The organism is Pseudomonas sp. TAA207 (assembly GCF_001529285.1).
GTDB classification, from domain to species: Bacteria; Pseudomonadota; Gammaproteobacteria; order Pseudomonadales; family Pseudomonadaceae; genus Aquipseudomonas; species Aquipseudomonas weihenstephanensis.
In genome coordinates this window covers 169,402-190,180 of sequence record NZ_LLWJ01000063.1, presented here as the reverse complement: position 1 = coordinate 190,180, position 20,779 = coordinate 169,402, and the positions used below count along the sequence as shown (strand labels likewise).

Here is a 20,779-nt window from a genome sequence, read left to right as displayed (position 1 = left end):
CTGCGTCATGGATATACGTAAGAGTGGTGTGGTCAGTGGCAGCGATTCGGGCGCGTATACCGACCTCAATCGTCTGAATAACTTGAAGGTGGGCGACCGCGAAAGCGAAGGCAATATGCGCAAGGTTGCGCAGGAATTTGAGTCGTTGTTCCTCAACGAAATGCTCAAGTCCATGCGTTCCGCCAACGAAGTGCTGGGTAAGGACAATCCACTCAACACCCCGGCCGCCAAGCAGTATCAGGAAATGTACGACCAGCAGCTGTCGGTGACATTGTCCCGTCAGGGCGGTGGCATTGGGCTGGCTGACGTATTGATGCGGCAAATGTCGAAAAACAAGTCAGCCGTGCCGGGCGATACGCCGCCTGCCACGGCGCTCACGGCCGAGGCCAAAGCGGCCACGCCGACCGCCGCTGTGACTGCGGCAGACAGCCCGTTCGTGCGCTCCAACGGTCAGCGACCGCTGTGGGCCTCGCGTGTGGCGCTGGCACCGAGCACCGCGCAGGGCGGGCATCAGAATGACATGGCGCTGCTCAATCAGCGGCGTCTGGCGTTGCCGACCAAGCTCACGGACCGCTTGCTGGCTGGCATCGTGCCATCGGCCGACCCGGCGCGCTCCACGCTCAATACCGATGCGGTGCCGGGGCGCACCAGTGCCTCGATGGACGCGGTGCTTAAAGGCAGTCGCCAGCCGATGCTCAGTGCGGCGGGTGCTCAAGGGCGGATGCAGGTCTACGGCCGTGCCGTGGCCCAGCCGCCGTTGGCACCGGCGAAAAAAGCCTTCGAGTCGCCAGACGCCTTCGTGGCCACCATGTTGCCGATGGCGCAGCAAGCGGCCGACCGCATTGGTGTCGATCCGCTGTACCTGGTGGCACAAGCTGCACTGGAAACCGGTTGGGGCAAGTCGGTCATGCGTCAACAAGATGGCACCAGCAGTCATAACCTGTTCGGCATCAAGGCCACGGGCAGTTGGCAGGGCGCTCAGGCGCGCGCCATCACCAGTGAGTTCAAAGGCGGGCAGATGGTCAAGGAGACGGCGGACTTCCGTTCCTACGATTCGTATCAAGACAGCTTCCACGATTTGGTGACGCTGTTGCAGAGCAACAATCGTTATAAAGAAGTGCTGAACGCGGCCGATAAACCAGAACAATTTGTACGCGAGCTGCAAAAGGCCGGTTACGCAACCGATCCGGCGTACGCCAGCAAGATTTCGCAAATAGCCAAACAGATGAAGACCTACCAGAGCTATGCCTCGACAGGTTCTCTCACGCATTTATAAGGTTTGAACCATGGCGAGTTTGATCAACATCGGGATGTCGGGGCTGAACGCCAGCCAAGGGGCATTGGCCACGGTCGGCAACAACATTGCCAACGCGAACGCGGCGGGTTACTCGCGCCAGCAAATCGTGCAGGGCACGGCGGGTTCGCAGCAATCGGGCGGTGTGTTTATTGGCACCGGCACCACGCTGGCGGACGTACGCCGCGTGTACAACGCCTACCTCGACGCCCAGTTGCAAACCACCACCTCGCTCAACGGCGACGCGCAAGCCTATCTCGATCAGATCGGCCCTATCGACAAATTGCTGTCGGATAAAAGCACGGGTGTGTCGGCGGCCCTGAGCAGCTTCTTCGCTTCGCTGCAAGCCTCGGCGGGTGCGCCGGGTGATGCGTCCGCGCGTGATTTGCTGCTGGGCAACGCCAAAACCTTGAGCAACCGTTTCAATTCGATTGCCAGCCAGCTCAATCAGCAAAACGAAGGCGTCAATAGCCAGCTTGAAACCCTGACCTCAATGGTCAACCAGCACTCGGCCACCATTGCCTCGCTGAACAAGCAAATTGCCCAGGCGACCACGTCGGGTAACACCCCCAATGACCTGCTGGATGCGCGCAACGAGGCGGTTCGCTCGCTCAATGAACTGGTCGGTGTGACGGTTCAAGAACACGACAACGTGTACGACATCACCCTGGGCACCGGTCAGGCACTGGTGCTGGGCAATACCAGCAACACCTTGTCGGCGGTGCCGGGTAAAACCGATAAAAGCCAATTTACGATCCAGATCAACACCCCGTCTTCTAACTCGGACGTCACCTCTGCGTTGTCCGGCGGCAAGATCGGCGGCCTGATTCGCTACCGTGACGAGGTGCTCGCACCGGCGATCAATGAGCTGGGGCGCACCGCTCTGGTGGTGGCAGACGCCATCAACAAGCAATTGGGGCAGGGCCTGGATGCCAACGGCGAGTTCGGCGCCTCGCTGTTCAACAACATCAACAGTGCCAAAGCCATCAGCGAGCGCAGCCTGGCTGCCACCGGCAACAGTGCTGGCTCGGGCAATCTGGATGTCACGATCACCGACAGTGGCGCGTTGACCACCTACGACTATCAGGTGACGTTCAGCAGCAACAATGACTACAGCGTGCGGCGCTCCGACGGCACCGACATGGGTTCGTTCAAGCTCGATCAGAAGCCTGCGCCCCAGATTGACGGCTTCACCATGAGCCTCAACGGCGGCGCGCTGGACAAGGGCGACAGCTTCAAAGTCAGCCCCACCCGCAGCGGCGCGACCAACATCGGCGTGCAGATGAGCGACTCCAGCAAATTGGCGTTTGCCGGGCCGTTGGTGGCGAGCAAGGGCGGCTCAAACAGCGGCACGGGCGTGGTCAATGGCCTGGACCTGACGCAAGCCCTCAACATCTATGGCGGCGCGGGCCTGGGCCTGGCGCAAAGTGAAATCGAAGGCGCCATGCCGGTGCGCATTGCCTTCGACGAAGCGGTCAACGGTGTGCAGGGTTATCGCGTGCTGAATGAGCAGGGCGACGAAATCGGCAAGGGCACCGTGGTGCCGGGGCAGGACAACAAGGTCACGATCAACGTGCCCGTGCTGGACGCCACCGGTCAGCCGGTGTTGAACCCGGACGGCTCGAAGAAAACCGTCGATTTCAATACCACCATCAGCGGTTCGCCGGGCAAGGGCGACACGTTCGACATCAAGTTCAACAAAGACGGCAAGTCGGACAACACCAACGCCAACAAGCTGCTGGATTTGCAGACCAAACCGACCGTGGGCGTAAACAGCGGCGGCGGTGGCGTGAGCATGGCCACCTCGTACAGCCAATTGGTGTCCAAGGTCGGCGGCAAGGCCAGTCAAGCGGCGGTTGATGGCACGGCCACCAACGCGGCGTTGTCTTATGCGGCTGCCAGCCGCAGCTCGGTGTCTCAGGTCAACCTGGACGAAGAAGCGTCCAACCTGGTCAAGTTTCAGCAGTACTACACGGCTTCGTCGCAAATTATCAAAGCGGCGCAAGAAACTTTCAGCGTGCTGATCAACAGCCTTTAAGGGAGTCGCCGACGATGCGTATTTCTACTGCCCAGTTCTTTGAGACCAGTGCGTCCAAATACCAGAACAACTTCGCTTCGGTGATCAAGACCCAAACCCAGATCGACTCCGGCGTGCGCATTCAATCGGCCGCGGATGACCCGGTGGGTGCTGCGCGTTTGCTGCAATTGCAGCAGCAAAAAGACATGTTGGCGCAGTACACCACCAACATGAACGGTATCAAATCGTCACTGGCCAACCAGGAATCAGTGTTGACCAGCATCGACAACGCCATGCAGAAAGCCTACGAGCTGGCATTGCAGGCAGGCGGTGGCGTGGTCAGTGATGCGGATCGCACCTCGATTGCCAACGAGCTGGGCAACATCGAAGAGCAAGTGTTCAGCCTGCTCAACAGCAAAGACGCCAACGGCGACTACATGTTCTCCGGTTCCAAGACCGACACCCCGCCGTATGCGCGTAACAATGACGGCACTTACACTTATCAGGGCGATGACACGCAACTGAACCTCAAAGTGTCTGACACGCTGACCATTGCGGGCAGTGACACCGCAAAAAGTATCTTCGAAGGCGCGACCAACACCGGTCGTACCCAGGCCGAACTCACCACCAAGCCGCCCCTGGCCGCTGATGGCACGGTTTCGGTATCGGCGGGTTTGATCACCTCAAGCCCGGTGTTTAACAAGAGTTTTGCTGACGGTCAGCCGTACGAACTTGAGTTCACCAGCAGCACGCAGTACATCCTGCGCGACCGGACCGGCAAAGACGTGACTTCTGAAGTGCCCGGCACCGGTACTTTCGATGCCACCAAGGAAGGGGCGCACAGCATCAGCCTGCGCGGTGTGCAGTTTGACATCAACCTGAACCTCAAGGACATCGCACCAGCGGATCAGGACGATGCGGTCAAGGGGCACATCTTTACCCTGGAAGCCAAGCCGGACTCGTTCAGCGCAGCGCGCAGCCCTGGCAATAAGTCCACGTCGCAAATCACCAGCAGTACCGTGGATGACGCCAAGGCTTATGGCGACAGCTTCCCGGCCAGTGGCGCAGTGATCAAGTTCACCAGCGACACCGAGTACGAAATTTATGCCCAGCCAGTGACGGCCAACAGCAAGTCGATTGCCAAGGGCACCATGACCGGCGATTCGATCACCGCGATGGGGGTCAAATTTGACTTCACCGGCGCGCGCGAGGCGGGCGACCAGTTTGTGGTCAAGGGCAATAACCACCAGAGCCAGAGTGCGCTGGACACCATCAGTCAGCTGCGCCAGGCATTGGCTACGCCAACGGATGAAAACCCGGCCGCCAAGCAAAAGCAGACGGACATTATCAACGCGTCGGTGGGCAACCTTAAAAACGCCATGGCCGGTGTGGATAACGCACGCGGTTCAATCGGTGCGCGATTGAAAGCGGTGGATGTACAGACCAACGAAAACGAAAGCATGCGCCTGGCCAACGACTCCACCACGGCGGCCATCGGCAACACGGACATGGCGGGCGCCTCTATTGACCTGGCCTTCCAAAAGGCCATGCTCGAAGCCTCGCAGCTGGCGTTCGTGAAAATCTCCCAGTTGAGCCTGTTCAACAAAATCTGATCCCGCGCTTAACCCTGCGCCAGACACCTTCGGGTGGACTGGCGCAGGGCTTAGCTCGCAACCACCCCCTCTGTTTTTCAGCGCCTGCCCAAGGCTGTGGCGCAGCTTTGTGCTCGCTTATCTGAAAGTCGGCTTGAAACGTTTTGTATAAACCACACAAAATAGAGTGACCTATGGGTCATAACGCGCATCTTCACTGTATCGTGTGCAACATACGGGCGGATGCCGGGCCTTTTACAGGCTGTTTTGGGTATTTTCAGGCATCCACTTTCGCCGCTTTTTTGCGCGACGAAGCCCTTTTATTGTCAACGCCCCTCGTTCTTGAGCGGGTGATCTCCAGCTATTGAGTATTGGGAAGCCACAATGATTGGCATTAAAAGCATCGCCAGTTACGTGCCGGCAAACGGCGTAGACAACTACGCCCAAGGCGCGAAGTTCTCCAAGGACGAAGAATTTATTCTGGGCAAGATTGGTTCGGCATTCCTGCCGCGCAAAGATGCTGACCAGGAAACCTCGGATCTGTGTGTCGAAGCAGTCAACGCGCTGTTCGCCAACAACCCGCAGCTCAAGCGCGAATCCATCGACGCGCTGATCGTCATCACCCAAAACGGTGATGAAGAAGGCTTGCCTCATACCTCGGCCATCGTGCAAGACAAACTCGGCCTGCCGACCCACGTGGCTGCGTTCGATATTTCGCTGGGGTGCTCGGGCTACGTTTACGGCCTCTACGCGATGAAAGGCTTCATGGAGGCCACGGGCCTGAAAAACGGCCTGCTGATCACGGCTGATCCGTACTCCAAAATCGTCGACCCTGAAGACCGTAACACCACCATGTTGTTTGGTGACGCCGCCACGGCCACCTGGATGGGTGAAGACGCGCTGTGGCAGTTGGGCAAAGCCAAGTTCGGCACCGACGGTTCGGGTGCGCCGCACTTGAAAGTCAGCGACGGGGTGTTCTTCATGAACGGCCGTCAAGTGTTCAACTTCGCGCTGCTCAAAGTCCCTGCGCACCTGCACGAGTTGATTGACGAATCTGACCTTAAAGCCGAAGACATCGACGCGTTCTGCATTCACCAGGGCAGTGCAGCGATTGTTGACGCGGTGGCGCGCCGTTTTGAAGGCGAGCCTGAGAAGTTCATCAAAGACATGGTCGAGACCGGCAATACCGTGTCGTCGAGCATTCCATTGCTGCTCGAAAAACACGCACTGGACACCACTTGGAAGCGCGTGGCACTCAGCGGCTTCGGTGTGGGCCTGTCGTGGGGTTCGGCGATCATCCATCGCCCGTAAGCTTTTTCACGCAATCCTCAAACGCCCGTGGCCTAAAGCCATGGGCGTTTTGCATTCTGCGGGGTGGTGTAAACCCCTGAAATGCAAGGGATGGCACCCGGCCAGTAAAAAATTTCAAAAAAGCCCTCAAGCAACTTGCTTTCACGACGATAACTATTACGAAGGTTCTCTAGGCCACACCCGGCGGTTGCCAGGGCCGGAAGCCGCAGTACTCAATCCACGAGGAATTCGTCATGTCCATGTCAGTAAACACCAACATCACTTCGTTGAGCGTTCAGAAGAACCTGAACAAAGCCGGCGATGCCTTGAGCACCTCGATGAACCGTCTGTCCTCCGGCCTGAAAATCAACAGCGCCAAAGACGACGCTGCCGGCATGCAGATCGCCAACCGTCTGACCTCCCAGGTTAAAGGCATGAATGTTGCTATCGCGAACGCCAACAATGGCACCTCGATTGCTCAGACTGCTGAAGGCGCAATGCAAGAGTCGACCAACATTCTGCAACGTCTGCGTGAACTGGCTCTGCAGTCCGCTAACGGTGACAAAAGCGACGCTGACCGTGCATCCCTGCAACAAGAATTCACAGCCAAAACCGGTGAGCTGACCCGTATCGCTCAAACCACTACTTTCGGTGGTCGTAACCTGCTGGACGGTTCGTTCCAGAACGTTGGCTTCCAGATCGGTTCTGACGCTAACCAGACTATCTCGTTCGGCATGACCGACATCAGCGCCTCGGGCCTGAAAGGTACTTACAGCGAAGCCAGCGTCAAGGGTGACACCACTCAGCTGTCGGCCTCTGTGACGGCTAAAGCGATCGAACTGCCAGGCGCCAAGCCAGCAGTTATGACCACCAGCAACTTTGTTCAGACCGGTGCTACTTACGCGGCTCCAACTGGTACTGACCAGACCTTCCAGATCAATGGTAAAGATGTAACCGTTAAAGTCGGTGACGACATCGACGCCGCACTGCTGGCCATTCAAGGTGCAGGCATCACCGGCGTAACTGCTGCTAAAGCAGGTACCACGCTGACGCTGACTTCTGCTTCCGCCATTGATATCACCGGTAGTAACACTGTATTTGGTGCTGCAACGGCTTCGGGCGGCGTAACAACGATTGCTACTCCTGCCGTGACTGGCAAGCTGGACGCTGCTGCATCGATCAACATCAACGGCACCAACGTCAAATTCGCAGCGGGCGAAGACTTGGCCGCTATCGCGGGCAAAATCAACACGGCAAACACGGCTAGCAAGTTCGGCGTGACCGCCGCTGTATCGTCCGAAGGCCGTCTGGAACTGACGTCGACTGACGGTAAAGCTGTCAAGTTGGGTAACGGTACAGGTCCAGTTGCTGAAGGCGGCGCTGGCGCACTGGCTAAGTTGGGTCTGTCGGCGGGTACCACTGAAGCCAAGCTGGCTTCGGACACCTCTATCAACCTGAACGGTACTGAAGTCAAGTTCACCGCTGGCTCGACCATGGCTGACATCGTGTCGTCCATCAACAGCGCAAGCACCGGTGTGACTGCCAGCGTTGATAAGTCGGACAACAGCCTGAAGCTGTTCTCCACCAAAGACATCACCATTGCTGATGGTAGCTCGGGCAAAGGCTTGGCCACTCTGGGCCTGACTGCTGCTGCTGCTGCACCGACTACCGCTGTGAAAATGGACACCTCGGTTGCTGATCTGAGCATCTTGAAGTCCGAATCTGCTCAGCAAACCATCCAGGCTCTGGACGGCGCGATTCAGCAGATCGACACTCAGCGTTCGCAGTTGGGTGCTGTACAAAACCGTTTCACCAGCACCGTGGCTAACCTGCAAAGCATCAGCGAGAACTCGACGGCTGCCCGTAGCCGTGTTCAAGATGCTGACTTCGCTTCCGAAGCCGCTGAACTGACCAAGCAACAAACCCTGCAACAGGCTTCGACTGCAATCCTGTCCCAGGCTAACCAACTGCCATCCGCTGTACTGAAGCTGCTTCAGTAATCTAGCGCTTGGTTGATAACGGAAGGGCGCGTTTACGTGCCCTTTCGTTTTTTCAGTGTTGAGGTGATGACATGGACATGAGCATCAAGCTGAATGCGGCCTATCCGGCCACAGCAGGGCAGTCCAACCCGACGCCTGCGCACGTTGCACCCCCCAAGGCTGACGTTGACGCCGAGCCAGGTAAACAACCTGAGCGCGCAGAGCTTGAAAAGGCCGTCAACGATATACGCGAATTCGTACAGTCTACTCAGCGCAAGCTGGATTTTTCGATTGATGACACCACGGGCGTGGTTGTGGTCAAGGTGATCGCCACCGATAGTGGTGAGGTGATTCGCCAGCTCCCTTCTGAAACGGCATTGAAACTGGCGCAGAGCCTGACAGACGCTAACAGTCTGTTGTTTCGTACCAATGCCTGAAGGTGGCATGAATTGTGAAGCTGTCTGCGGACTCGGCGTTGTGCGCCAATAAAGCGGCAGCCAGCGGAAAAGGAGAAAACAGATGGCTAGTTCAACGATTACCGGCATTGGGTCGGGCTTTGACACTCAAGGTATTGTGAAAGCGCTGGTGGCGGCGGAACGCGCACCCAAAGACTCGCAAATCCTCAAGCAGCAAACCACGGCCACCACGCAGCTGTCGGCTGTGGGGACGGTAAAAGTCGCGCTGGAAACCTACCGTGCTGCGCTGACCAAGCTCAATACCGCGACCAGTTTCAGTGGTTTGACCGGTACCTCGTCTGAAGAAAAAACCGCCAAGGTCACCATTGATGACGCGGCGTCGACCGGTAAATACCAGCTGGAAGTCACGCAGCTGGCCACGGCAGCCAAAGTCAGCTCTGCGGTGTTTGCAGGCGGCAGTTCGGCCAAGGTCAACCCGAGCGATTCGGCGACCACGTTGACCATTTCCCAGTCGGGCAAGGATTACAACGTGTCGATCCCGGCCGGGGCGACCATGCAGGAAGCGCGTGAGGCCATTAACACGCAGCTGGAATCCAAAGGCATCAGCGCCAACGTGTTGAGTGATGCCAAAGGTGCGCGCCTGGTCATTACCTCGACCGACACTGGCGAAGGTTCGGACATCACCCTGAGCGGTGAGTCAGAGTTGGCCAAAGGCTTTACCACCGGTGATCCGCCGCAGAATGCCAAGTTCAAGATTGATGGCTTCGAAATGGAGTCCAAGAGCAACAAGGTCACCGCAGCGATCAGTGGTGTGACGCTTGAGCTTAATCGCGTCGACAAAGACCCGATCACCATTAACGTGGGCGTGAACAACGACACCCTGAAAACCTCGGTGCAGTCGTTTGTCTCGGCCTACAACGCGTTGATGACCACGATTAACGCGCAGACCAAAGTCACGGCCACAGGCGATGCGTCGACCACCACCGCAGGTGCCTTGACCGGTGATGCCTCCATGCGTCAATTGGTCAACAGCATGCGCGGTGAGTTGGTGCAGGGCAGCGGTTCGTTCAATGTCATGGCTTTGTCGCAAATGGGCATTACCACAGACCAGAAAACAGGTTTGCTGAGCCTGGAGGACAAGGCCTGGAACAAGGCAATGGAGAAGAACTCTGGCGATGTGTCCAAGGTGTTTTTGGGTAAAGACGGCCTGATTTCGCGGATGAATAAGAGTACAGAGTCTTACGTTGGCTCGACGGGCCTGCTGGCCACGCGCAGCAACGACATCAACACCAAGTTGACCGATTTGACCAAGCAAAAATTGGATCTGGATCGTCGCATGGACAGCATGCAAACAGCCTTGAGCGCCAAGTACACGGCGATGGACACCATGATTGCCAAGATCAACGCCGGCAGCTCCAGCATCATGACCACCTTGAATGCGCTCAATAACCCCAAATCCAGCTGATAACGGGTAAGCCTTCACGGTCAGGCTGACCCTTATCAGGTCAGCCAGGGGTGTTGTTCTTAAAGTTTTTGCTGATGCAGTCGACATACCTATCAAGACTCACCTATTTTTGGCTGCCCCCTGTTACGAGGTTAAAACATGAACCCGATGAGAGCCCTTCGTCAGTATCAGAAGGTTAATTCCCACGCCCAGATCTCCGAAGCCAGCCCGCATCGTCTGATTCAGATGCTGATGGAGGGGGCGCTTGATCGCATGGCACAAGCCAAAGGCGCGCTGAGTCGCAACGACCTGCCGCAAAAAGCTTTGCTGATCACCAAGGCCATCGACATCATTATCGGTCTGCGTCAGGCCTTGGATGAAGAGAAAGCCGAGGACAAGGACGCGCTGCAGCAACTGGACAGCTTGTACGAGTACATGACCGTACGCTTGACCCAGGCCAATGCGGCAAACGACCCGGAACTGATCGACGAAGTCGCCCGCCTGCTGATCACCGTAAAAAGTGGTTGGGATGCGATCGCGCCGCAATAAGCTGCCCGCCGCCCTGAGGATTGCGCCATGAGCCAATTGCAACGAATTCAAGAAACCCGTGAAGCGCTGATCGATGCGCTGGCGGAGCGCAACTGGGACGCTATCGGCGAACTGGATACCGCCTGTCGGGATTGCGTTGAGAATGTGCTGGCCGAAAAGCCGGTCGACGAAGCCACGCTGCGCGAAAATCTTGAGGGCTTGTTGGTGGTGTATCGCATGTTGCTGGAGGCTGCCACCGGGGAACGCCAGCTCGTGGTGGACCAGATGGCACAGATCAACCAAGCAAAAAATGCTTCAAAGGTTTACCATCTGTTTGGTTAAGACCTAAAAATTTTGTGGTTAAGTGCGTTTTGCAGCGCCATAAAATTGACTGCGTACAGTTTTTTGACTTAACTAGTGCTGTTTTCTGATTTCAGTCGTCTTAGATATCCAAACGGGTCAAGGCGTCTAGCTTGCCCCACCATTAGGGCATTGAGTTGACTAGGGAAGTTGCTATTGCATGTGGCGTGAAACCAAGATTCTGCTGATCGATGACGATAGCGTCCGCCGCCGCGATTTAGCGGTGATTTTAAATTTTCTGGGCGAAGAAAATTTAGCCAGCGCGAGCAACGATTGGCAGCAGGCGGTCGGTTCCTTGGCCTCCAGCCGCGAAGTCCTCTGCGTGCTTGTCGGTGACGTGAGCAGTGCTGGCGGTACCTCGAGCTTGCTTAAGACCCTGGCCACGTGGGATGAGTTCCTTCCCGTTCTGCTTTTGGGCGATATTTCTTCGGCAGACCTGCCGGAAGACCAGCGCCGTCGTGTGTTATCCAGCCTCGAAATGCCCCCCAGCTACAGCAAATTGCTTGATTCGCTGCACCGTGCCCAGGTCTATCGCGAGATGTACGACCAGGCCCGCGAGCGCGGTCGTCATCGTGAACCCAATCTGTTCCGCAGCCTGGTCGGCACCAGCCGCGCGATTCAGCATGTGCGCCAAATGATGCAGCAAGTGGCTGACACTGACGCCAGTGTGTTGATCCTGGGCGAGTCCGGTACGGGCAAAGAAGTGGTCGCGCGCAACCTGCATTACCATTCCAAGCGCCGCGATGCGCCCTTTGTGCCTGTTAACTGTGGGGCGATTCCGGCAGAACTGCTCGAAAGCGAACTGTTCGGTCACGAAAAGGGCGCCTTCACCGGGGCTATCACCAGCCGTGCCGGGCGTTTTGAGCTGGCCAATGGCGGTACGCTGTTCCTCGACGAAATCGGCGACATGCCGCTACCGATGCAGGTCAAGCTGCTGCGGGTGTTGCAGGAACGCACCTTTGAGCGTGTGGGCAGCAACAAAACCCAATGCGCTGACGTGCGCATCATTGCCGCCACCCACAAAAACCTCGAAAGCATGATTGAAGTCGGCGCCTTCCGCGAAGACTTGTACTACCGCCTCAATGTGTTCCCGATTGAAATGGCCCCGTTGCGCGAGCGTGTCGAAGACATTCCGCTGCTGATGAACGAGCTGATTTCGCGCATGGAGCACGAAAAGCGTGGCTCTATCCGCTTCAACTCTGCCGCCATCATGTCGCTGTGCCGTCACGGCTGGCCGGGCAACGTGCGTGAGTTGGCCAACCTGGTGGAGCGCATGGCGATCATGCACCCGTACGGGGTGATCGGCGTGGCTGAGCTGCCGAAGAAGTTTCGTTACGTCGATGACGAAGACGAGCAGTTGGTCGACAGCTTGCGCAGTGACATGGAAGAGCGCGTGGCCATTAATAACGCGACGCCGGATTTCTCCGCCACCGCCATGCTGCCGCCTGAAGGTCTGGACCTCAAAGACTACCTCGGTGGTCTGGAGCAGGGCCTGATTCAGCAGGCGCTGGACGACGCCAATGGCATTGTGGCGCGTGCCGCAGAGCGCCTGCGTATCCGCCGCACCACGCTGGTAGAAAAGATGCGCAAGTACGGCATGAGCCGTCGCGAAGGGGAAGAACAGGCGGAGGATTGACGCCTGTTTTTTAACCTACTGATTTTAAAGTGATTTTTTTTAGGCACGGGTATTGCTAAGTCTCTGCTAACGAACCGTTTAATGACGGTCAGCCACGCGAGAACGTACCATGCCCCAGTCCGCCCAGCAGTCCTCCCTCCCTGATCTCGCAGGGCAGGCCATGTCCCTTGTTGCTGCGCCGATCAATTCGGTGGAGCAAGCCAGCCGCGAAGGGCTTGAGCAAGCGTTCTCGCTGTTCAACCAGATGTCGACTCAGTTGACCGATTCCTACAGCCTGCTTGAAGCACGGGTGACCGAGCTTAAAGGCGAGTTGGCGGTGGTCAGCGCGCAGCGGATGGCCGAGCTGGCGGAAAAAGAGCGCCTGGCCAACCGGCTGCAAAACCTCCTTGATCTGTTACCGGGCGGGGTCATCGTGATTGATGATCGCGGCCGTGTACGCGAGGCCAACCCTGCGGCCAGTGAATTGCTCGGCCTGCCGCTGGTGGGTGAGCTGTGGCGTCACGTCATCTCCCGCTGCTTTGCCCCGCGTGAAGACGATGGGCACGAGATTTCGTTGATTGATGGTCGGCGCTTGTCGATTTCCACTCGCTCGCTGGATGCTGAGCCTGGGCAGTTGGTGTTGCTTAACGACCTGACAGAAACCCGGCGCCTGCAAGATCAGTTGGCACGGCACGAGCGTTTGTCGTCGCTGGGGCGCATGGTGGCCTCGTTGGCGCACCAGATCCGCACGCCATTGTCGGCCGCGTTGATTTACGCCAGTCATTTGACTGAACAGGAGCTGCCGGTCGAAACACAGCAGCGTTTTGCCGGTCGCCTTAAAGAGCGCTTGCACGAGCTGGAGCACCAAGTGCGCGACATGCTGGTATTTGCGCGCGGCGAGTTGCCGTTGACCGATCGGGTCACGCCCAAGGCGCTGATGCAATCGCTGCAAGCTGCTGCGCAGACCCATGTCGAAGGTATTGCGATGCGCTGGCAGTGCGATATCCACACCGGTGAGGTGCTGTGCAATCGCGACACGCTGGTGGGCGCGCTGCTGAATCTGATTGAAAACGCGTTACAGGCCGGTACGCCTCAGGTGCGCCTCAAGGTGCATGTGTACGCACGCGATAACACCTTGCGCCTGTGCGTAAGTGACAGCGCCAGTGGCATCGAGCCACGGGTGCTGGAACGTTTGGGTGAGCCGTTTTTCACCACCAAAGCCACAGGCACCGGGTTGGGGCTGGCCGTGGTCAAGGCGGTGGTGCGTGCGCATCAGGGCGAGCTGCAATTCCATTCACGGCTGGGGCGCGGCACCTGTGCGTTGCTCAGCCTGCCGCTGATTCCTGGCGCGGCGGAGGCGAACTGATGGTGATGCGAATCAAGGTGCTGCTGGTTGAAGATGACCGCTCCCTGCGTGAAGCCCTGGCCGACACGTTGTTGTTGGCGGGGCATGGTTTTCATGCGGTCGGCTCGGCTGAAGAAGCGCTGGAGGCGGTGGCGGCCGAACCCTTTAGCCTGGTGGTCAGCGACGTGAACATGCCGGGCATGGACGGGCACCAGTTGCTGGGTCTGCTGCGTGCGCGGCAACCGCAACTGCCGGTGCTGCTCATGACCGCGCACGGGGCGGTGGAACGGGCGGTGGATGCCATGCGCCAAGGCGCAGCGGATTATCTGGTCAAGCCGTTTGAACCCAAGGCTTTGCTTGATTTGGTGGCGCGCCATGCGCTGGGTTGTCTTGGCGTTGCAGATGCCGAAGGGCCGGTGGCCATCGAGCCTGCCAGCGCACAGTTGCTGGAACTGGCGGCGCGGGTAGCGCGCAGTGATTCCACGGTGTTGATCTCGGGCGAGTCCGGCACGGGTAAAGAAGTGCTGGCGCGCTATATCCATCAACATTCGCATCGGACCCGTCAGCCCTTTGTCGCCATCAACTGCGCGGCGATCCCGGACAACATGCTGGAAGCCACGTTGTTCGGTCATGAGAAAGGCTCATTCACCGGCGCGATTGCGGCGCAAGCGGGCAAGTTTGAGCAGGCCGATGGTGGCACGCTGCTGCTCGACGAGATTTCCGAAATGCCGTTGGGCTTGCAGGCCAAGTTGTTGCGGGTGCTGCAAGAGCGTGAAGTGGAGCGCGTGGGTGGCCGTAAGCCGATTGCCCTGGATATCCGCGTGGTGGCCACCACTAACCGCGATTTGGCGGGCGAAGTGGCGGCGGGGCGCTTTCGCGAAGACTTGTACTATCGCCTTTCAGTGTTTCCGTTGGCCTGGCGTCCGTTGCGCGAGCGCACCGCCGACATTCTGCCGCTGGCCGAGCGTTTGCTGGCCAAGCACATCAACAAGATGAAACACACGGCGGTGCGTTTTTCGCCTGCCGCACAAGCGTGCCTGACCGCTTATGCCTGGCCGGGGAATGTGCGCGAGCTGGACAACGCGATTCAGCGCGCCCTGATCTTGCAGCACGGTGGCCTGATCGAGGCGGCGGATTTTTGTCTGGCGGGCCCGGTGGCGTGCGCGCCGCTGCCTGCTATCGGCAGCGCCAGTTTGTCGGCGCCGGTCGAGAGTGTGGCGGGATCAGCGGGTGAGTCCGCAGGCGCGCTGGGTGATGACCTGCGTCGCCGTGAGTTTCAGATGATCATTGACACCTTGCGCACAGAGCGCGGACGGCGCAAAGAAGCGGCCGAGCGCCTGGGCATCAGCCCGCGCACGTTGCGCTACAAACTGGCGCAAATGCGCGATGCGGGCATGGACGTTGAAGCGTACCTGTTCGCCTCAAGCTGACCCTATGCCCGCAGGCACTGGCGCAGGTTGCGCCAGTGCCTACAGGGAGGGTGATTTTATAAACATCCCGTTTATCTGGCTGCGACCTTTTGTTACGCAATTTGTTCCAGATCAACAAACAACTGGCACCCTTGTTGCTAACACCTGAGTAGATGCTGTGTGAGTGTCAAAAAATTGCGGGCCGTCGGAGAGAGTAGTCCATGAGCCAAGGTATTGAATTTAATCGAATGATGTTGGACATGCGGGCCATGCAAATGGACGCTATGGCCCAGAAATCAGCGGTGCAAGCGCCCGCTGAAGTGGGCGCCAGCAGCTTCTCCGACATGCTGGGCAACGCGATCAATAAGGTCAGCGATACCCAACAGGCGTCGAGCCAGTTGTCGAACGCCTTTGAAATCGGCAAAAGCGGTGTTGACCTGACTGACGTGATGATTGCATCGCAGAAAGCCAGTGTTTCTTTTCAGGCATTGACCCAAGTACGCAACAAGCTGGTTCAGGCGTACCAAGACATCATGCAGATGCCGGTTTAAGGACGATATTAGGTCATGGCAGAAGCAGTTGCTGATAACGTCCCGGCCAAGGCAGGCTCAACAGATGGCAAGCCGCCACTGTTCGGGCTGTCCTTTCTGGAAAACCTTTCCGAGATGACCATGTTGCGTCAGGTCGGCCTTATGGTCGGTCTGGCAGCGAGCGTGGCGATTGGTTTTGCCGTCGTGTTGTGGTCGCAACAGCCCGATTACCGGCCGCTGTATGGCAGCCTGGCCGGTATGGATGCCAAGCAGGTCATGGAAACGCTGGCCGGCGCCGACATTCCTTACACCGTTGAGCCCAACTCCGGGGCGTTGCTGGTCAAGGCTGATGACGTGGCCCGTGCGCGCCTCAAACTGGCCGCCGCCGGTGTGTCGCCGACCGACAGCAACATCGGTTTCGAGATTCTGGACAAAGACCAAGGGCTGGGGACCAGCCAGTTCATGGAGGCCACGCGCTATCGTCGTGGCCTGGAAGGCGAATTGGCCCGCACCATTTCCAGCCTCAATAACGTCAAGGGCGCACGCGTTCACCTGGCCATTCCTAAAAGCTCGGTGTTTGTGCGCGATGAGCGCAAACCCAGCGCCTCGGTGTTGGTGGAGTTGTATTCGGGCCGCTCACTGGAGCCGGGCCAAGTACTGGCCATTATCAATCTGGTGGCCACCAGTGTTCCCGAACTGACCAAGTCGCAAATCACCGTGGTCGACCAAAAAGGTAACTTGCTGTCGGATCAGGCGCAGGACTCTGAGCTGACGATGGCCGGTAAACAGTTCGATTACAGCCGCCGCATGGAAAGCATGCTCACCCAGCGCGTGCACAACATTCTGCAACCGGTGTTGGGCAACGACCGCTATAAAGCCGAAGTGTCGGCCGATGTGGATTTCAGTGCGGTAGAGTCCACCTCCGAACAGTTCAACCCGGACCAGCCGGCCTTGCGCAGCGAGCAGTCCACCAGCGAGCAGCGCACTGCCAGCAATGGCCCGCAAGGTGTGCCGGGCGCGCTAAGCAATCAGCCGCCTGCGCCTGCGTCGGCCCCGCAGCAAACCGGGCAGGCGACAGCCGCCGCCGGAATGGTGCAGCCGGGTCAGCCGCTGCTCGATGCCAACGGTCAGCAAATCATGGACCCGGCCACGGGCCAGCCGATGCTTGCGCCGTACCCGGCTGACAAGCGTTCGCAATCGACCAAAAACTTCGAGCTTGACCGCTCCATCAGCCACACCAAGCAGCAGCAAGGTAAAGTCAATCGCCTGTCGGTTGCCGTGGTGGTCGATGATCAGGTCAAGGTCAACCCGGCCAACGGGGACATCACCCGTGAGCCGTGGAGCACCGATCAACTGGCGCGCTTTACCCGTCTGGTGCAAGACGCCGTGGGCTTTGATGCCAGCCGTGGCGACAGCGTGAGCGTGATCAACGTGCCGTTCTCGGCCGAGCGTGGCGAAGTCATCGCCGAGATCCCGTTCTACTCACAGCCGTGGTTCTGGGACATCGTCAAGCAAGTGCTGGGTGTGCTGTTCATCCTGGTGCTGGTGTTTGGCGTGTTGCGTCCGGTGTTGAACAACATCACCGGCCACGGGCGCAGTAAAGAATTGGCCTTGGGCAGTGATTCCGAGCTGGGTGGCATTGGCGGGCTGGATGGCGAGCTGTCCAACGACCGTGTCAGCCTGGGCGGGCCGCAAAGCATTCTGTTGCCGAGCCCAAGCGAAGGCTATGACGCTCAGTTGAACGCAATCAAGAGTCTGGTAGCAGAAGACCCGGGCCGCGTGGCTCAGGTCGTGAAAGAGTGGATCAACGCTGATGAGTGACAACCGAGCCGCCACCAATCCCAAGCTGACCCGGGTCGACAAAGCCGCGATCCTGCTGCTGTCGCTTGGCGAAACTGACGCGGCCCAAGTGCTGCGGCATATGGGGCCCAAAGAAGTGCAGCGCGTGGGTGTGGCGATGGCGCAAATGCGCAACGTGCACCGCGAGCAGGTTGAACAGGTGATGAGCGAGTTCGTCGAAATTGTCGGCGACCAGACCAGCCTGGGCGTCGGTTCAGACGGCTACATTCGTAAAATGCTCACCCAGGCACTGGGTGAAGACAAGGCCAACGGCCTGATCGACCGCATCCTGTTGGGCGGCAACACCAGCGGGCTGGACAGCCTGAAATGGATGGAGCCGCGTGCGGTGGCGGATGTCATCCGCTTCGAACACCCGCAAATCCAGGCCATCGTGGTGGCGTACCTCGACCCCGATCAGGCGGGCGAAGTGCTCGGGCACTTTGACCACAAGGCGCGGCTGGACATCATCCTGCGCGTCTCGTCGCTGAACACCGTGCAGCCGGCAGCGCTCAAAGAGCTGAACCAGATCCTTGAGAAACAGTTCTCCGGCAATTCCAACGCGGCCCGTACCACCTTGGGCGGCATCAAGCGTGCTGCCGATATCATGAACTTCCTCGACAGCTCGACCGAAGGGCAGTTGATGGACTCGATCCGCGAAATCGACGAAGACCTGTCCGGTCAGATCGAAGACCTCATGTTCGTGTTCAACAACCTGGCCGACGTCGACGACCGTGGCATTCAGGCGCTGTTGCGCGAAGTGTCTTCGGACGTGCTGGTGTTGGCGCTCAAAGGCTCGGACGACAACGTTCAAGACAAGATTTTCAAAAACATGTCCAAGCGTGCCTCCGAACTGCTGCGCGACGACCTGGAGGCCAAAGGCCCGGTACGCGTCAGCGACGTCGAAACAGCGCAGAAAGAAATCCTCACCATCGCTCGCCGTATGGCCGAAGCCGGAGAAATTGTTCTCGGCGGGAAGGGCGGCGAAGAGATGATCTAAGTGAGCAATGCCAAGGGCGAGTCGCCCAGTGATGTGATCCGCGCCCGTGATGTCGGCGGTTTTGACGTGTGGTCCTTGCCCAGCTTTGACCCGTTTCGTGAAGAACCGGAGCCGGAGCCTGAGCCGGTCGAAGAGCTGCCGCCCGAAAGCGAAGAAGTCCCGCTGGAAGAAGTCCAGCCGCTGACCCTTGAAGAACTCGAAAGCATCCGTCAGGAGGCTTACAACGAAGGCTTCGCCACGGGTGAGAAAGAAGGTTTCCACAGTACCCAGCTCAAGGTGCGCCAAGAGGCCGACGCGGCCTTGAATGCCAAGCTCGGCAGCCTTGAACGCTTGATGGGCAGCTTGTTTGCGCCGTTGGCCGAGCAGGATGTGCAGCTTGAAAAGGCGATGGTGGGGTTGGTTGAGCACATGACGCGGCTGGTGATCCAGCGCGAGCTGAAAACCGATTCCAGCCAGATCGAGCAAGTGCTGCGCGAGAGCTTGAAGCTGTTGCCGATGGGCGCCGAAAACATTCGATTGTTCATCAATCCGCAAGACTTCGAACAGATAAAGGCGCTGCGCGAACGCCACGATGCCAGTTGGCGGATTCTCGAAGACGACACGTTGCAACCCGGTGGCTGCCGCGTCGAAACCGAACACAGCCGGATCGATGCAAGCATCGAGACCCGTATCAAACAGGCCATGAGCCAGTTGTTCGACCAACTTCACGAACAGGCGCTGCACCCGTCTGCGCCGGACATCGACGTCGACCTGGACCAGCCGGATGCACCTTAAACGCACCAGTTTCGCCAAGCGCCTGAGCGGCTACGCGCCTGCTATCACCTTGCCCGGTCAGCCGATTGTCGAAGGCCGCTTGCTGCGCATGGTCGGCCTCACACTGGAGGCCGAAGGTTTGCGCGCGGCGATGGGCAGCCGCTGCCTGGTGATCAACGACGACAGCTTTCACCCGGTCGAAGTTGAAGCGGAGGTGATGGGCTTTTCTGGCAGCAAAATCTTCCTCATGCCGGTGGGCAGCGTCGCAGGCATTGCGCCGGGTGCCCGCGTGGTGCCGCTGGCCGATACCGGGCGTTTGCCGATGGGCATGAGCATGCTCGGTCGCGTACTCGACGGCGCGGGCCGTGCGCTGGACGGCAAAGGCGGGATGAAAGCCGAAGACTGGGTGCCGATGGACGGCCCCACCATCAACCCGCTCAAGCGTAACCCCATCAGCGTGCCGCTCGACGTAGGCATCCGCAGCATCAACGGTTTATTGACGGTCGGGCGCGGTCAGCGTTTGGGCCTGTTTGCCGGTACTGGCGTGGGTAAGAGTGTGCTGCTGGGCATGATGACCCGCTTCACCGAAGCCGACATCGTGGTGGTTGGGCTGATTGGTGAACGGGGCCGTGAGGTCAAGGAGTTCATCGAGCACATCCTTGGCGAAGAAGGCCTCAAGCGCTCGGTGGTGGTGGCGTCTCCGGCCGATGATGCGCCGCTGATGCGCATGCGTGCCGCCATGTACTGCACACGCATTGCCGAATACTTTCGCGACAAGGGCAAGAACGTCCTGTTGCTGATGGACTCCCTGACCCGCTTTGCCCAGGCGCAACGGGAAATTGCCTTGGCCATTGGTGAACCGCCCGCGACCAAGGGCTATCCGCCATCCGTGTTCGCCAAACTGCCAAAACTGGTGGAGCGTGCCGGTAACGCAGAGGCGGGCGGTGGTTCGATCACGGCGTTCTATACCGTGCTGAGCGAAGGTGACGACCAGCAAGACCCGATTGCCGACTCGGCACGGGGCGTGCTCGACGGCCACATTGTGCTGTCGCGGCGTTTGGCCGAAGAAGGCCATTACCCGGCCATCGACATCGAAGCCTCCATCAGCCGGGTCATGCCCTCGGTGGTCACTGAAGAACACATGCGCCGTGCACAGCAATTCAAACAGTTGTGGTCACGCTTCCAGCAAGCGCGGGACTTGATCAGCGTGGGCGCCTACGTGCCAGGCGGGGATCGCGAAACCGACACGGCGATTGCCCTGCAACCGGCGATGGTGGCGTACTTGCGCCAAGGCTTGAACGACAACATCAGCCTGGCTGAAAGCGGCGGTCATCTGGGTTCCATCTTTGCTCCGGCGCCGGGCGGATAATC

At 58.7% G+C, this 20,779-nt stretch carries 17 protein-coding genes; all 17 read left to right on the top strand.

The annotated features are described in order from the left end of the window. Window positions 1-7: 7 nt before the first annotated feature. Entirely contained in the window at window positions 8-1,276 is a 1,269-nt protein-coding gene (flgJ, locus tag AP059_RS09895) for a flagellar assembly peptidoglycan hydrolase FlgJ (protein ID WP_059763042.1), read from the top strand. A 10-nt stretch (window positions 1,277-1,286) separates the two neighbouring features. Next, window positions 1,287-3,332, top strand: coding sequence for a flagellar hook-associated protein FlgK (gene flgK, locus AP059_RS09890; RefSeq protein WP_059763041.1), 2,046 nt, complete (start codon window positions 1,287-1,289; stop codon window positions 3,330-3,332). Between the two features lie 14 nt (window positions 3,333-3,346). Further along, window positions 3,347-4,924 carry a flagellar hook-associated protein 3 gene (locus AP059_RS09885; protein ID WP_059763040.1) on the top strand — a complete coding sequence of 526 codons (1,578 nt, stop codon included), beginning with the start codon at window positions 3,347-3,349 and terminating at the stop codon, window positions 4,922-4,924. Window positions 4,925-5,287: 363 nt separating this feature from the next. Beyond that, window positions 5,288-6,214, top strand: a complete 927-nt coding sequence (locus AP059_RS09880) for a ketoacyl-ACP synthase III (protein ID WP_048366228.1) — start codon at window positions 5,288-5,290, stop codon at window positions 6,212-6,214. Between the two features lie 233 nt (window positions 6,215-6,447). Beyond that, on the top strand, window positions 6,448-8,193 hold the full coding sequence (locus AP059_RS09875; RefSeq protein ID WP_059763039.1) for a flagellin N-terminal helical domain-containing protein: 1,746 nt from the start codon (window positions 6,448-6,450) through the stop codon (window positions 8,191-8,193). Between the two features lie 71 nt (window positions 8,194-8,264). Continuing rightward, complete coding sequence (locus AP059_RS09870) at window positions 8,265-8,609, top strand: flagellar protein FlaG (RefSeq protein ID WP_048366230.1); 345 nt, start codon at window positions 8,265-8,267, stop codon at window positions 8,607-8,609. Window positions 8,610-8,691: 82 nt separating this feature from the next. Beyond that, window positions 8,692-10,053: a flagellar filament capping protein FliD gene (gene fliD / locus AP059_RS09865; RefSeq protein ID WP_048366231.1), complete on the top strand. Its 1,362-nt coding sequence runs from the start codon at window positions 8,692-8,694 to the stop codon at window positions 10,051-10,053. Between the two features lie 138 nt (window positions 10,054-10,191). Next, the gene (fliS, locus tag AP059_RS09860; protein WP_059763038.1) at window positions 10,192-10,581 is read left to right on the top strand and encodes a flagellar export chaperone FliS; all 390 of its coding nucleotides are present in this window, start codon (window positions 10,192-10,194) and stop codon (window positions 10,579-10,581) included. A gap of 27 nt (window positions 10,582-10,608) precedes the next feature. Continuing rightward, a complete protein-coding gene (locus AP059_RS09855; protein WP_059763037.1) occupies window positions 10,609-10,902 on the top strand; it encodes a hypothetical protein in 294 nt (97 codons plus the stop codon). A 178-nt stretch (window positions 10,903-11,080) separates the two neighbouring features. Further along, window positions 11,081-12,556: a sigma-54 dependent transcriptional regulator gene (locus tag AP059_RS09850; protein ID WP_059763036.1), complete on the top strand. Its 1,476-nt coding sequence runs from the start codon at window positions 11,081-11,083 to the stop codon at window positions 12,554-12,556. Window positions 12,557-12,716: 160 nt separating this feature from the next. Next, a complete protein-coding gene (locus AP059_RS09845) occupies window positions 12,717-13,901 on the top strand; it encodes a sensor histidine kinase (protein ID WP_165599924.1) in 1,185 nt (394 codons plus the stop codon). Between the two features lie 5 nt (window positions 13,902-13,906). Next, complete coding sequence (locus AP059_RS09840) at window positions 13,907-15,310, top strand: sigma-54-dependent transcriptional regulator (RefSeq protein WP_059763068.1); 1,404 nt, start codon at window positions 13,907-13,909, stop codon at window positions 15,308-15,310. 200 nt (window positions 15,311-15,510) lie between these two features. After that, complete coding sequence (gene fliE, locus AP059_RS09835; RefSeq protein ID WP_048366236.1) at window positions 15,511-15,840, top strand: flagellar hook-basal body complex protein FliE; 330 nt, start codon at window positions 15,511-15,513, stop codon at window positions 15,838-15,840. 15 nt (window positions 15,841-15,855) lie between these two features. Next, window positions 15,856-17,640 (top strand): flagellar basal-body MS-ring/collar protein FliF, encoded by a 1,785-nt coding sequence (gene fliF, locus AP059_RS09830; protein ID WP_048366237.1) that lies wholly within the window; start codon window positions 15,856-15,858, stop codon window positions 17,638-17,640. Beyond that, window positions 17,633-18,655, top strand: a complete 1,023-nt coding sequence (fliG, locus tag AP059_RS09825) for a flagellar motor switch protein FliG (protein WP_048366238.1) — start codon at window positions 17,633-17,635, stop codon at window positions 18,653-18,655. The genes fliF and fliG overlap by 8 nt, the downstream gene beginning before the upstream one ends. Then, window positions 18,656-19,429 carry a flagellar assembly protein FliH gene (gene fliH, locus AP059_RS09820; protein ID WP_059763034.1) on the top strand — a complete coding sequence of 258 codons (774 nt, stop codon included), beginning with the start codon at window positions 18,656-18,658 and terminating at the stop codon, window positions 19,427-19,429. Continuing rightward, window positions 19,419-20,777 (top strand): flagellar protein export ATPase FliI, encoded by a 1,359-nt coding sequence (fliI, locus tag AP059_RS09815; protein ID WP_048366240.1) that lies wholly within the window; start codon window positions 19,419-19,421, stop codon window positions 20,775-20,777. The genes fliH and fliI overlap by 11 nt, the downstream gene beginning before the upstream one ends. Window positions 20,778-20,779: the final 2 nt, after the last annotated feature.

Bases quoted from the DNA above. Each gene is read 5' to 3' on its own strand.
- flgJ (WP_059763042.1), top strand. From the start codon at position 8: ATGGATATACGTAAGAGTGGTGTGGTCAGTGGCAGCGATTCGGGCGCG.
- flgK (WP_059763041.1), top strand. From the start codon at position 1,287: ATGGCGAGTTTGATCAACATCGGGATGTCGGGGCTGAACGCCAGCCAA.
- AP059_RS09885 (WP_059763040.1), top strand. From the start codon at position 3,347: ATGCGTATTTCTACTGCCCAGTTCTTTGAGACCAGTGCGTCCAAATAC.
- AP059_RS09880 (WP_048366228.1), top strand. From the start codon at position 5,288: ATGATTGGCATTAAAAGCATCGCCAGTTACGTGCCGGCAAACGGCGTA.
- AP059_RS09875 (WP_059763039.1), top strand. From the start codon at position 6,448: ATGTCCATGTCAGTAAACACCAACATCACTTCGTTGAGCGTTCAGAAG.
- AP059_RS09870 (WP_048366230.1), top strand. From the start codon at position 8,265: ATGGACATGAGCATCAAGCTGAATGCGGCCTATCCGGCCACAGCAGGG.
- fliD (WP_048366231.1), top strand. From the start codon at position 8,692: ATGGCTAGTTCAACGATTACCGGCATTGGGTCGGGCTTTGACACTCAA.
- fliS (WP_059763038.1), top strand. From the start codon at position 10,192: ATGAACCCGATGAGAGCCCTTCGTCAGTATCAGAAGGTTAATTCCCAC.
- AP059_RS09855 (WP_059763037.1), top strand. From the start codon at position 10,609: ATGAGCCAATTGCAACGAATTCAAGAAACCCGTGAAGCGCTGATCGAT.
- AP059_RS09850 (WP_059763036.1), top strand. From the start codon at position 11,081: ATGTGGCGTGAAACCAAGATTCTGCTGATCGATGACGATAGCGTCCGC.
- AP059_RS09845 (WP_165599924.1), top strand. From the start codon at position 12,717: ATGTCCCTTGTTGCTGCGCCGATCAATTCGGTGGAGCAAGCCAGCCGC.
- AP059_RS09840 (WP_059763068.1), top strand. From the start codon at position 13,907: ATGCGAATCAAGGTGCTGCTGGTTGAAGATGACCGCTCCCTGCGTGAA.
- fliE (WP_048366236.1), top strand. From the start codon at position 15,511: ATGAGCCAAGGTATTGAATTTAATCGAATGATGTTGGACATGCGGGCC.
- fliF (WP_048366237.1), top strand. From the start codon at position 15,856: ATGGCAGAAGCAGTTGCTGATAACGTCCCGGCCAAGGCAGGCTCAACA.
- fliG (WP_048366238.1), top strand. From the start codon at position 17,633: ATGAGTGACAACCGAGCCGCCACCAATCCCAAGCTGACCCGGGTCGAC.
- fliI (WP_048366240.1), top strand. From the start codon at position 19,419: ATGCACCTTAAACGCACCAGTTTCGCCAAGCGCCTGAGCGGCTACGCG.